At 44.3% G+C, this 12,034-nt stretch carries 11 protein-coding genes; 3 read left to right on the top strand and 8 right to left on the bottom strand.

Annotated elements, in window-relative coordinates; translation table 11 throughout:
- Nucleotides 1–53: 53 nt before the first annotated feature.
- The 4 genes from gltX to proB form a co-directional block, all read right to left on the bottom strand.
- Entirely contained in the window at nt 54–1,541 is a 1,488-nt protein-coding gene (gene gltX / locus CTT31_RS03505; protein WP_211859292.1) for a glutamate--tRNA ligase, read from the bottom strand.
- A gap of 83 nt (nt 1,542–1,624) precedes the next feature.
- Nucleotides 1,625–1,990, bottom strand: a complete 366-nt coding sequence (locus tag CTT31_RS03500) for a glutaredoxin family protein (RefSeq protein ID WP_026000901.1) — start codon at nt 1,988–1,990, stop codon at nt 1,625–1,627.
- Nucleotides 1,991–2,076: 86 nt separating this feature from the next.
- Complete coding sequence (locus tag CTT31_RS03495) at nt 2,077–3,045, bottom strand: GGDEF domain-containing protein (protein WP_260491987.1); 969 nt, start codon at nt 3,043–3,045, stop codon at nt 2,077–2,079.
- 71 nt (nt 3,046–3,116) lie between these two features.
- The gene (gene proB / locus CTT31_RS03490) at nt 3,117–4,256 is read right to left on the bottom strand and encodes a glutamate 5-kinase (RefSeq protein ID WP_239360973.1); all 1,140 of its coding nucleotides are present in this window, start codon (nt 4,254–4,256) and stop codon (nt 3,117–3,119) included.
- A gap of 410 nt (nt 4,257–4,666) precedes the next feature.
- On the opposite strand from proB, the gene CTT31_RS03485 reads away from it, so the two are divergent.
- On the top strand, nt 4,667–4,894 hold the full coding sequence (locus tag CTT31_RS03485; RefSeq protein WP_010379194.1) for a hypothetical protein: 228 nt from the start codon (nt 4,667–4,669) through the stop codon (nt 4,892–4,894).
- A 17-nt stretch (nt 4,895–4,911) separates the two neighbouring features.
- On the opposite strand, the gene CTT31_RS03480 is transcribed toward CTT31_RS03485, so the two are convergent.
- A complete protein-coding gene (locus CTT31_RS03480; RefSeq protein WP_010607693.1) occupies nt 4,912–5,412 on the bottom strand; it encodes a DUF1543 domain-containing protein in 501 nt (166 codons plus the stop codon).
- A gap of 108 nt (nt 5,413–5,520) precedes the next feature.
- Here CTT31_RS03480 and CTT31_RS03475 point away from each other — a divergent pair, with 108 nt between their 5' ends.
- Nucleotides 5,521–7,161, top strand: a complete 1,641-nt coding sequence (locus CTT31_RS03475; RefSeq protein ID WP_211859288.1) for an amidohydrolase — start codon at nt 5,521–5,523, stop codon at nt 7,159–7,161.
- Here CTT31_RS03475 and CTT31_RS03470 read toward each other — a convergent pair.
- Complete coding sequence (locus CTT31_RS03470) at nt 7,152–7,370, bottom strand: YgjV family protein (RefSeq protein ID WP_010379202.1); 219 nt, start codon at nt 7,368–7,370, stop codon at nt 7,152–7,154. The two genes, CTT31_RS03475 and CTT31_RS03470, sit on opposite strands and share 10 nt — an antisense overlap.
- Before the next feature lie 284 nt (nt 7,371–7,654).
- Here CTT31_RS03470 and CTT31_RS03465 point away from each other — a divergent pair, with 284 nt between their 5' ends.
- Nucleotides 7,655–8,311 (top strand): Crp/Fnr family transcriptional regulator, encoded by a 657-nt coding sequence (locus CTT31_RS03465; RefSeq protein ID WP_010607695.1) that lies wholly within the window; start codon nt 7,655–7,657, stop codon nt 8,309–8,311.
- 58 nt (nt 8,312–8,369) lie between these two features.
- On the opposite strand, the gene CTT31_RS03460 is transcribed toward CTT31_RS03465, so the two are convergent.
- The gene (locus CTT31_RS03460; RefSeq protein WP_010607696.1) at nt 8,370–8,933 is read right to left on the bottom strand and encodes a phosphoribosyltransferase; all 564 of its coding nucleotides are present in this window, start codon (nt 8,931–8,933) and stop codon (nt 8,370–8,372) included.
- Between the two features lie 794 nt (nt 8,934–9,727).
- Nucleotides 9,728–12,031, bottom strand: coding sequence for a DNA topoisomerase IV subunit A (gene parC, locus CTT31_RS03455; protein WP_260491986.1), 2,304 nt, complete (start codon nt 12,029–12,031; stop codon nt 9,728–9,730).
- Between the last annotated feature and the right edge of the window lie 3 nt (nt 12,032–12,034).

Below are 12,034 nucleotides of genomic sequence, written 5' to 3'. Positions count from 1 at the left end.
TCAGACAATAAAAAAGCCGCTACATCAGCGGCTTTTGCAATACGGTCTCGCTATTATGCAATAGACGGGTACTCACGGTATGCTTTTTCAAGCTTTTTAGCTTGCTTTTTAGATACACCAATATGCTCTAATGCCACTCTTAAACGCGCACGAGAAAGGTCTGAACCTAACACTTCCATCGCATCTACTACTGAAGTCGATGAGGTTTTGCCTGTAATAGCAACGAAGATAGGCTCTAAGAACTCTTTGATCTTTAACTCATGGTGTGTCGCCACAGCCTTTGCAATAGAGAAGATCTCAGATTTGTTCCACGTACGCAGCTTTTCTAATTCCCAAATAAAGAATTGCAGTGCCTGACGAACCACTTCGTCGTCCGCTTTACCAGCCGTTAATAACGCTGGATCGTATTCAGGTAAGCCCGCCACAAAGTGACCGGCTAGCCCCACCAAATCAGATAGCGTGTTGATACGCGCCTTGGCTTCAGGAAGTACGCGAGCCAACATATCACCGTTAAACTTCCAGTCGACAAAGCGCTGGATAAGTTCTGCATCGGTTAGGTTTTCGCGGATCCACAGACCATTTAACCAGTTAAGCTTGTCAATATCAAAGATAGGTCCACCAAGCGATACGCGCTTCATATCAAAGTGTTCAATCATCTCAGCCAAAGTGAACTTTTCACGCTCATCCGGCATTGACCAACCCATACGACCTAAATAGTTAAGTAGTGCTTCTGGTAAGAAACCCATTTCTTTGTAGTAGTTAATTGAAGTTGGGTTTTTACGTTTTGACAGCTTAGACTTATCAGGGTTACGAAGTAGCGGTAAGTGACCAAGCACAGGTGCTTCCCAGCCGAAGTCTTCGTACAGTTTTAGTAGTTTAGGCGCAGAGTTGATCCACTCTTCACCACGGAAGATATGGCTAATTTCCATGTGATGATCATCTACTACGTTTGCAAGAAAGTAAGTTGGGAAGCCGTCAGCTTTCAACAACACTTGCATGTCTACGTTTTCCCATGGGATCTCAATTTCACCGCGTAGGTAATCGTTAAACTTAAACGTGCCTTCTTCTGGGATTTTCATACGAATAACGTAAGGCTTGCCAGCTTCAAGGTTTGCCTTCACTTGTTCTTCAGATAGACGTAAACCACGGCCGTCGTATTTAGGACGTAAGCCTTCTGCCATCTGCTCTTCACGCATTTGGTCTAGCTCTTCAGCCGTCGCAAAGCAGTAAAACGCTTTACCATCATCTACAAGCTGCTGTGCAAATTTTTTATATAAGTCAGAACGCTCTGATTGACGGTATGGACCAAACTCGCCACCCACATCCGGACCATGATCCCAGTCAAGCCCTAACCAGCGCAGGCTGTCCATGATAGCTTGCTCAGATTCAACAGTACTACGTACCTGATCGGTATCTTCAATTCGTAATACAAACTCACCACCTTGCTGCTTGGCAAAGCAATAGTTGAATAAGGCAATATAAGCCGTTCCTAAATGCGGATCACCGGTTGGAGAGGGTGCGACACGAGTACGGATAGTCATCAAAATTCTCTTAAAAATGGATTAGTCGATTAATGGCGCTATGCTAGCATAGCGCCTGATTAGCGCATAGTAAGGCGCGTGAATTAAGCTGCTTTTTCCAGCTTTTCTAGATAAGCAACAATGTCATTGGATTCGTATAACCAAGTGACTTCGCCTTGCTCTTCGATTCGCAAGCATGGCACCTTCACCTTACCGCCCTGCTCTAGCAGCTCTTGGCGATATTGCTCATCATTTTTGGCATCACGGGTTTCAAGCTTAAGCCCTTCACGCTTGGCAGCGCGGCGCACTTTAACGCAAAATGGACATGCCTTAAATTGGTATAACTTTAAGTTTGCCGTCATAGCATCTAGCTTTTGCTGTTGTTCTGCGGCACGTTTTTTACTGCGCGGGGTAAAAATAAAATCAAAAAGTAAAATCAGACGTCCTAAAAACCATCTTACAAATTGCATAACGTTTCCCAAACCTTTTGCTAAATTCGCTAAAAAATAGGTTGGGGAGTTTAGCATAATCTTTAAGCGCTATATATAAGCGGAGCTTAAAACAACTCTATTTCTGCACATGCGTATTGTGATTCAGCTAACCCTAACGTGAGGTAGTTTGTGACTTGGTTTCTGCCATTTTCTTTTGAGTGATACAGCGCAAGATCGGCTTTATGAACTTGCTCAGAAACTTGTAGTGTATCGACCACTTCGGTAAAACCTAGGCTGACAGAAACATGCTCTACTTGCGGAAATCGGCTAGAGGCTATTGTACTTCTCAAGCGCTCAAGTGCCACTTCAGCAGAATCGTCATTGTGACTTTGAAATAGCACCGCAAACTCTTCACCGCCGTAACGAAATACATAGTCTTCCGCTCTAAAGTTGGCTTTAATCTTTTGTGCCACCAGCAGGATCACTTCATCGCCAATCACATGGCCAAAATTGTCATTTACCTGTTTAAAGTGATCAATATCTACCATCGCTAAATACCACTTGCGGTCTTCACTGTCATCACGACATACCGTAAACCCGTCCCCATTGGTTATTTCCATGACTTTTTCATCAAACGTTTGGCGATTGAGTAGCTCGGAAAGCGGATCGATACGAGCAAAGTGCAATGTTGCCATTTGATGCGCAAAAACAGTGAGTAAGTGCTTCATTAAAGTCGCAGTGGTGAGATTTACTTGGCCTTCTATATATAAAAAACCAACGAGCTGAGCTTGATGATAAAACGGGATAACACTATCGCCGTGGTATTGAATGAGGTGTTTGTCATCTTGGCGCTGCTGTAATTTATCTACCACGGTATTTACCGGTCCCACCACAACACAAAAGTCGCGATGGCTCACAAATATGGACTTTGGGACTTCTTTTTCCGATAAGCTTTTACTGAAATAAAATGCATAGCTTTCCCCACAAACATCAGAGATAACCCGCTCAAGGGCCTGCATTAGCACCAGTTCACTCTTTTGCGCCAAGAGCTCTAAAGTAAGTTCGTGACCACAGGGTGAATAGCTAATCGACATTCAAGGCCTCTCAATAAAATTGACTCTTGATAAGTGTAGAACAGCCTTCTGAATTTACAGTAATTTATAGGCTAATTTAATACTTCTTGTTGGCTATGTTGATTTAAGAGCACCAAATTATCGCGATGGATGATCTCCTCTGCACTTTCAAAGCCAAGACACTGCGCAAATTCACTACTATGACGGCCAATTACCAAACCAAGTTCTTGATTACTTAAGCTAGTTAAACCTTGTGCCTGTAGCGTGCCTTGTTGGCAAAACACTTGAACCAGCTCACCACGTTTAAATTGCCCTTCAATCGACACGATACCTTTTGCTAGTAAACTTGCTCCTTGATTACATACCGCATTGATTGCGCCATTATCACAAATTATTTTACCAGTTGATTTAGGGCCAGACAGCAACCAGCGCTTGCGCCCTCCAACCGGAGCGTCAAACTTCAAAAACGTCGTGCTTGGTGCGGTTTGCGTAAGTACTTGCGGTAAAATGTCGTATTCACTACCTTTTGCAATCACGACATCAACGCCTGCTCGTTGTGCGATGTCGGCGGCTTGCAACTTAGTCGCCATACCACCCGTGCCAAGTTGTGTGCCACTACCACCAGCAAGAGCTCTAAGTTCGTCGTTTATATGTGTTACTTGCTCTATCAACTGCGCATCTGGATTGGCTCTGGGATCTGCGGTAAAAAGACCATGCTGATCGGTGAGTAATACCAATTTATCGGCATTTGCTAAAATTGCGACGTAAGCCGAGAGGTTATCGTTATCGCCAACTTTTATTTCAGACGTTGCCACTGCATCGTTTTCGTTGATGATAGGCACGACATGATGCTCTAGAAGCTTAGTGAGCATATCCCGTGCCGTTAGATAACGTTCGCGGTGCTCAAGATCGGCTCGTGTCAGTAGCATTTGCGCCACAGTGACGTCGTAAATACTAAACAATGACTGCCATAAATGGATTAATTGACCTTGCCCAATCGCAGCTAACATCTGTTTTTCAGCGAGCGAATGACCAATTTGTTGCTGTAACACGCCGCGCCCTGCAGCCACTGCACCGCTGGAGACCACAATGACCTGATGGCCAGCTTGACGCAACGTTACACACTGCCTTACCAGCTCAACAAGCCTGGGCTTGTTTAAGGTCTGGCTGCCTGCAGTTAAGACACTTGTGCCGAGCTTGATAACAATGGTTTGTTTATTGTTTTTGGTCATAGTATTTGTTGGTTTTTACAGCGATAGAGCTTCGTTATACCACGGACCTTCCCCCCTCCCAAGTAATAATACCAATTGCATTAACTCTCCAACCAATTTGAAGGGTGAAATACCATATTAGCGTCGTTAAAAATTTCTCATTTAGAACAACTAAATAGAAAAATTTTTGCCTTGCCTATACGGATATAGGTACCTTGGCGGTAGCAGGACGCGAGAGCGGAGCTACTAAAGCTATTTCTCCGCTTCAAATAGCTCATTTAATCAATACAATTGGTATAAACTCATGAATTTTATTTCTAACTCAGAGTGAACTGGTATAATCCGCCGCACTGATTTCGATCAAGGCTTTTTTGCACCGCGTGTGAGAGAGTGTTCACCATTCAATGAAAGAATAATTAGCTGAGTTCAGAATGAAAAAACACAAAAAGAACAAAGAGATTATGATGCTACCTTTACTGTTTGTAGTGATCTTAATGTGTGTGGGTGGCCATTTTATTTTGCAACCTAGCTACAAAGACAGCCACATTGTCGAATACTCTCTAGCTGCACTGCCGTTTTTAATGTTTGCCGTCGTGATTGTCGCTATTAAAATAGCCATAAAAGCAGATAACGATGAAAACAATGAGGGTGAGGGCTAAAGTATCCCTCACATTGGTTATAGAGGATGATAACCAAACCACAAAGGGGTAAGCGGTGTTGATTGGCCACTGTGGGTGAGCTTGATATTTAAGTTTTGATCAAATAAATCGATGGCAAAACAGTCATCTACATCATGTAAATCGTCTTTATGAATATGGCTAAAACCGTTAAGCAAAAACGCTTTTGCCTTCTCTTTTGCTTCATCGGCATTCGTTGCAACGAACAGCCCAAAGTCATGCGCCTCAGCTAAACTATCTGGCTTATATCCTCCCAAGTTCACAAAATACAAATGCTCAGCTTGCTCAACACGCTCTTCGGTAAGTTCAATGGCATAACCATCGGCATGTTCAATGATTGTGTAGCTATCCATATGCACCGAGTTTTTATCACCAACCCATTGCTGCTTTAATTTGGGATAAGCTTCTTCAATTGTATTTGCCGCGACAAAGCGCACATCATGCATTTCAATATGGCAACCTTGAATACGGCCACCTAGGTATACAACAAACAACTTCACTTTGACACTCCACTCCTTTAAAACCCAAGTATACTCTCAACTCAAAGACTTGGCTTTATTGAGTTAGATGATTATTCTGAATAAACACTCTCAGTGAAGGACAATATAATGAAAAAAACATTCCTCGCGCTTTTGGCTAGCTTTAGCCTGTCATCAACAGCTCAAGTAACCTTAATTCACAATGTAAATGGCTATACGCCCACTAAATCACAGCAAATTGAGCGCTTTTCTTCTTTGGTCATTAAAGACGGTAAAGTCGTAAAAACAAGTGCAAAGGATCTCAGTACTCAATACCCGAGTGCAACCAAGTTTGACGGTGAGGGAAAAACCCTATTGCCCGGTTTAATTGATGCACACGGTCACATCATTGGCCTTGGCAATAATTTACTCACACTCGACGTGCGCGGTAGCAAAACCATTGCAGAAGTAGGAAAACGGCTTAGCCACTACGCCAAAGCCCATGAAAGTGAATGGATAATAGGTCGAGGCTGGGATCAAACCTTATGGCCCGGCGGACAATTCCCAACCGCAGCCGATCTCGACAAGTACGTAAAAGATAAGCCTGTCATGCTCACTCGAGTAGATGGTCACGCTATTTGGGTAAACTCAAAAGCGATGGCGCTTGCCAACATTTCGAAATCAACAAAGACACCTGAAGGCGGTGAAATCATTACATTGAATAGCGGTATGCCGAGCGGGATTTTTATCGACAAGGCAGAAGACCTTATTCGCACTCATGTCCCAGCTCAGTCAAATGCACAGGTAAACAAGGCACTGAATAAAGCCGGAGAACACTTGCTGAGTTTAGGCATTACCTCAGCCCATGATGCCGGGATTGACTACACCACATGGCAGGTTTACCAAGCACGCGCCAAGGAACACACGATGCCGCTACGCGTCTACGCTATGTTAAGTGCAAGCTCCCCCAAACTCGCAGAGATGTTAGACGCTGGAGTGGTCAAAGATACACGAGATCAACTCTCTATTCGTAGTGTAAAAATCTATGCTGATGGCGCACTTGGCAGTCGAGGTGCGGCACTTATTCGCGACTATCATGACCGCAAAGGTCACAAAGGGTTAATGCTCGAAAACCAAGCGACGCTTGAAGCATTAATCACCCAAGCCATACGCAGCGGCTACAGTGCGCACACGCACGCCATTGGCGATAGAGCGAATCGCATCGTGCTAGACTCATATCAACACGTTTTTAAAAAAGCAGGTGGAAGACTGCTCAGAAATCGCATTGAGCACGCACAAATTGTCCATCCGGATGATATCCCCCGCTTTAAGACGTTAGATATTATTCCATCAATGCAGCCTGTTCATGCCACATCTGATATGCATATGGCCGAAAAGCGCCTAGACGACAAACAGCTTAGCGGCGCTTACGCATGGCAAACATTCTTAAAGCAAGGAAGTAGAGTCGCAGCGGGTTCTGACTTTCCAGTGGAGCTTGCAAACCCTTTCCATGGTCTGCATGCCGCTATCACCAGACAAGACCATCAAGATTTACCCAAAGATGGCTGGCGCCCAACAGAAAAGCTAACCAGAGAACAAGCACTACAAGCATTCACAGTTGATGCTGCTTATGCTGCATTTCAAGAATATAAACTGGGAAGTTTAGAACAAGGAAAATGGGCCGACTTTATCTTAATCGACCAAGATTACTTTACCGTAAGCGAAGATAAAATTGATGATATTAAAGTCGAGCAGACGTGGATTGCAGGTGAGCTTAAATATCAGCGTTGATCTTTTTGCAATTTAACTAAGTGGTAGGTGTTAACTAGTGCCAGTAGACCATTAGTTAATGCCACCGGCCAAGCTTGGATAAGTGCGCCATAGGCAGTAAAACAAATACAACCCATTAAATTGAACCAACGCAACTTAGCAACATCGCTCATCATCAAAGAAACGACCAAAAAAGCAGAGGCTAAATAGCCTAAATATTCCCAACTCATTTGTCCTCTCCCCTAAGTTGCGTTAGCATATAGTTTATGCTCGAATTTACGTATCGAGCAGAATAAAAAGGCTAACCCACAAGCCCCTAGAAATTAGCACCAATAAATTAGCTCTAACACGGGAAGTGGGGGTTTAATGGTAATATCGTTTATTAAATTCTTCGCCACAGCGCTGAGATAAAACCGATACTACTTAAACGGTGTGAGTTAGCGTAAAACTGAAAAATTCATGCTAACGTCATTATAGTTTAATAAATAGGACATATGTCCGAAGAGCCATCTAGATGTTTCAATATCATTTTTCAACCAATTTGGTCGAACAGTTACTCGCATTTGCTGGTAATAGTTTTCAGCACAGCAAAAAAGAAGTCTTGATCCACCAAGATGAACCATTGAGTAAACTCATATTGGTGACCAGTGGTACTGTGTCTTTTAGTTATGATGTCGGTAACGGTCGTCGCTTATTACTCGGACAACTTGACTGTAACAACACGCTAATTGGCGAAATCGAAGCGCTGAATCATCAGCCCTGTATTTATACCGTGACTTGCTTGAGCGATGTAACCTATCACCTCATTGAACTAAAATATTGGCGAAAATTACTGCTAGAGCAACCTGAGTTGAGCCTGTATACCGCGCAAACCATCGCCGCTAAGTTTACAGAAAACCAAAAGATAAACTTAGACAAGTTGCTGTTGCCGCTTAGCTACAACATCGCTAAAGATTGCTTATTGCGTGCAGAGAATTCGAACCCAACTTTACTTCGTGCTTACTCAACGGTAAGTGCTGAAGCCGAAAGATTTGCGACCACTGAGCGTGCATATCGTCGGGTGGTCAGTGAATTGGTAGAAAAGGGCTTGATAGTACGCAGTAGTGAAGGCTTAAAGCCAGTTGATGTTGACGCGCTTGAGGATTTTGTTGATAGCTTCGCGCAAGCTTAATTTTTCGCGGTTAGAATAACTAGGGCGAGTACTTTCTCGCCCTTGAGTACTGATCAGCTTATTTTGCAAATAGGTGTTTAATATTTGCTAAGTCAGACTTTCCTTCCACTAATTCTTCCGGTGTTAAACCGGACAGCTCGTGAGGGAATACCAACCACTCGTCAGACTCATGAATAAAATAATCTGGTGTCATTGGTACTTTTTTGTTTGCTGGCTTGTAGTATGGGCAAGCAACACGAATATCGCGAGGCAGGTTCAAGCGCATTAGCTCTGCAAGCTTTTCTTTCAACGCAAAAATACTGCGGCCAGAATCAAACACGTCATCAACGATTAGTAATGAATCGTCAGCGTTTGCATTTTCAACAATGTAATGCAAACCGTGAACTTTGATTTCTTTAGATTGCTTACCAATGCCATAGTAAGAAGAAGTACGTACTGCGATATGATCAGTCTCTATACCTTTGTAATCGTAGTATTCTTGAACTGCGATACCAATAGGCGCACCACCACGCCAAATACCGATAATAAAGTCAGGTCTAAACCCGTCTTCATAAACTTTAGCGGCTAAGCGAAATGAATCTTCTAGCAATTGTTGCGCTGTGATATAGCACTTATCTGACATAAATACCCCGTTAGGAAGCCCGTGTGATGGTGACAAGCAGCAAGTGCTGCCAATTGATACCAATTACAATTGTTTGCAAGCCATAGGCACTTGTGTGATTGGTATAACCGAATATTTTAACGTAAAGCGTAATAAAATGCTGCAATAATAGTGTCTTTTTATTTTCATTTTTTGATCTGGGACGCGATGTTCTAAACGGCTCAAAGATCGCCGAGTGAACGGCTCCTAAACAAAGTTCAATGGGTGAACAGACACCTACACTGGTTAATTTGGTGGCAGCGAGTTCACTTCGCGATGTTATAAACTGCTAAACGACCGCCGGGTGAACCGGCTCCTACTCAAAGTTCAATGGGTGAACAGACACCTGCATAGCGTTATTTAATTTGGTGGGAGCGAGTTCACCTCGCGATGTTCTAAACAGCTCAAAGGTCGCCGGATAAACCGGTTCCTATGCAAAGTTCAATGGGCGAACAGACACCGCATAGCGTTATTTAACTGGTGGGAGCGAGTTCACCTCGCGATGTTCTAAAGGGCTCAAAGATCGCCGGGTGAACCGGCTCAGACACAAAGTTCAATGGGTGAACAGACACCCACACAGAGTGGTTAATTTGGTGGCAACGAGTTCATCTCGCGATGTTCTAAACAGCTCAAAGGTCGCCGGATAAACCGGCTCAGACACAAAGTTCAATGGGTGAACAGATACCGCATAGCGTTATTTATTTGGTGGCAGCGAGTTTACCTCGCGATGGTTTTCAACAGATAAAAATAAGGCCGCGGTGGGCGGCCTGTATCGGTTATTCTTCGGTATCTACGCTAGCGTCATTGTCTTCTGGTGTCTCGACACCATTGTACTCTAGATCATAGCTATCAACGCGCTGTAATCCGCGCGGTAACTTATTACCTCTGCGCCCTCGCTCGCCGTAATAGTGCTCTAAATCACTTGGCTTTAAGGTTAGCTTGCGCTTACCTGCATGTAAGGTAACAGAAACGCCTTCAGGTACTACCGCTAACACTTTGACAAACTCTTCGCGGCTTTGCACCTTCGCGCTAGGGATAGAGATAATCTTATTCCCCTTACCTTTACCAAGTTTAGGTAAATCACGTAATGGGAATAGCAGCATTCTGCCTTCGCTCGAAATCGCCATACACATATCGGTGGCAACATCGAATACCTGGATAGGAGCCATCAAATGCGCACCTTTTGGCACGCTAACGAACGCTTTACCATTTTTGTTTTTGCTCACCATATCCGCAAAGTCACTGATAAAACCGTAACCGCCATCGGTCGCCATCAGATAAGTCGACTTTTCTTCGCCCATGACCACATGTTCAAAGTTACATCCTGACGCCAAGTTAAAGCGTCCCGTCATCGGTTCGCCCTGACTCCGAGCTGAAGGTAAACTATGCGCATCGGTTGCAAAGGCTCGCCCTGAGGTATCTAAGAACACCGCAGGCTGATTACTCTTGCCTTTCGCAGAGGCTTTATAACTGTCTCCTGAGCGGTAGCTTAGCCCTTCTGCATCGATATCATGACCCTTTGCAAAACGCGCCCAGCCTTTTTCAGATAGCACTACAGTTACAGACTCTGATGGGATCAAATCTTTTTCGCTAAGCGCTTTGGCTTCGCCACGCTCAACTACTGGTGAGCGTCTATCATCGCCATACAATTCAGCAGCTTCTTGGATTTCTTTTTTCATCAACGTCGACATACGACGCTCAGAGCCTAAGGTTTTTTCCAATCCATCACGCTCTTTTTCAAGCTCATCCTGCTCACCACGGATCTTCATTTCTTCAAGCTTTGCAAGGTGGCGTAATTTCAGGTCTAGAATTGCTTCAGCCTGCTTATCTGAAAGACCAAAACGCGCTATTAACTCTTCTTTTGGTTTGTCTTCGTTGCGAATGATTTCGATGACTTCATCGATATTCAAAAATGCAATCATCAAACCTTCAAGAATATGCAAACGGGCAAGCACTTTGTCTAAACGATACTGCAAACGTCTACGCACCGTCTCACGACGGAATACTAACCACTCAGATAAAATCTGGCGCAAGTCTTTAACCTGTGGACGGCCGTCTAAACCAATCATATTGATGTTAACACGGTAATTCTTTTCAAGATCCGTCGTGGCAAATAGGTGCGCCATTAATGGCTCGACCTTAACTCGATTTGAGCGCGGTACGATGACGATACGCGTCGGATTTTCATGGTCCGATTCGTCACGTAAATCCGCTACCATAGGGAGTTTCTTCGCGGTCATTTGCGCTGCTATCTGCTCTAACACCTTGGCACCCGAACATTGGTGCGGCAACGCGGTGATCACCACTTCGCCTTGCTCTTCGGTGTATACAGCACGCATCTTGATTGAGCCACGACCTGTGGTGTAAAGCTTTTTGATCTCTTCTTGCGGCGTAATGATTTCCGCATCGGTTGGATAGTCTGGCGCTTTGACCAATTCTAGAATTTCTTCTAGTTCGGTTTTAGGCTTATCCAATAACAAACAACAAGCTTCAGCAACTTCGCGTACGTTATGCGGCGGAATATCGGTTGCCATCCCCACCGCAATACCTGTCACCCCATTCAACAAGATATGTGGTAAACGCGCGGGTAACACTTGTGGCTCATCTAAGGTGCCATCAAAGTTAGCGGTCCAATCAACCGTACCTTGACCAAGCTCTTTCAGCAGTACTTCTGAAAACTTAGATAAACGCGCCTCGGTATAACGCATCGCAGCAAATGATTTAGGATCATCCGCAGCACCCCAGTTACCTTGGCCATCCACCAGCGGGTAGCGATAAGAGAACGGCTGCGCCATGAGTACCATAGCCTCATAACAAGCACTATCGCCATGAGGGTGATATTTACCCAATACGTCACCAACGGTACGGGCAGATTTTTTGTATTTTGCTTGAGCAGATAAGCCCAGCTCACTCATCGCATATACAATACGACGTTGTACAGGCTTCAGGCCGTCACCAATATGTGGCAACGCCCTATCCATGATCACATACATGGAATAGTTCAGGTAGGCGTCTTCAGTAAAACGCCCCATCGGAAGTTGTTCAATGCCTTGCAAGGACAAGGCTTGAGGATCTGTCATGTT

Origin of the sequence: Pseudoalteromonas maricaloris (assembly GCF_024746855.1) — a bacterium.
GTDB lineage: Bacteria > Pseudomonadota > Gammaproteobacteria > Enterobacterales > Alteromonadaceae > Pseudoalteromonas > Pseudoalteromonas maricaloris.
Note: the sequence above shows the minus strand (reverse complement) of the source record. Positions and strands in the feature narration are given on the sequence as shown.

What these genes read in the sequence shown, in the direction of transcription:
- gltX (WP_211859292.1), bottom strand. Translation starts at nt 1,541, where the DNA reads ATGACTATCCGTACTCGTGTCGCACCCTCTCCAACCGGTGATCCGCAT.
- CTT31_RS03500 (WP_026000901.1), bottom strand. Translation starts at nt 1,990, where the DNA reads ATGCAATTTGTAAGATGGTTTTTAGGACGTCTGATTTTACTTTTTGAT.
- CTT31_RS03495 (WP_260491987.1), bottom strand. Translation starts at nt 3,045, where the DNA reads ATGTCGATTAGCTATTCACCCTGTGGTCACGAACTTACTTTAGAGCTC.
- proB (WP_239360973.1), bottom strand. Translation starts at nt 4,256, where the DNA reads ATGACCAAAAACAATAAACAAACCATTGTTATCAAGCTCGGCACAAGT.
- CTT31_RS03485 (WP_010379194.1), top strand. Translation starts at nt 4,667, where the DNA reads ATGAAAAAACACAAAAAGAACAAAGAGATTATGATGCTACCTTTACTG.
- CTT31_RS03475 (WP_211859288.1), top strand. Translation starts at nt 5,521, where the DNA reads ATGAAAAAAACATTCCTCGCGCTTTTGGCTAGCTTTAGCCTGTCATCA.
- CTT31_RS03470 (WP_010379202.1), bottom strand. Translation starts at nt 7,370, where the DNA reads ATGAGTTGGGAATATTTAGGCTATTTAGCCTCTGCTTTTTTGGTCGTT.
- CTT31_RS03465 (WP_010607695.1), top strand. Translation starts at nt 7,655, where the DNA reads ATGTTTCAATATCATTTTTCAACCAATTTGGTCGAACAGTTACTCGCA.
- CTT31_RS03460 (WP_010607696.1), bottom strand. Translation starts at nt 8,933, where the DNA reads ATGTCAGATAAGTGCTATATCACAGCGCAACAATTGCTAGAAGATTCA.
- parC (WP_260491986.1), bottom strand. Translation starts at nt 12,031, where the DNA reads ATGACAGATCCTCAAGCCTTGTCCTTGCAAGGCATTGAACAACTTCCG.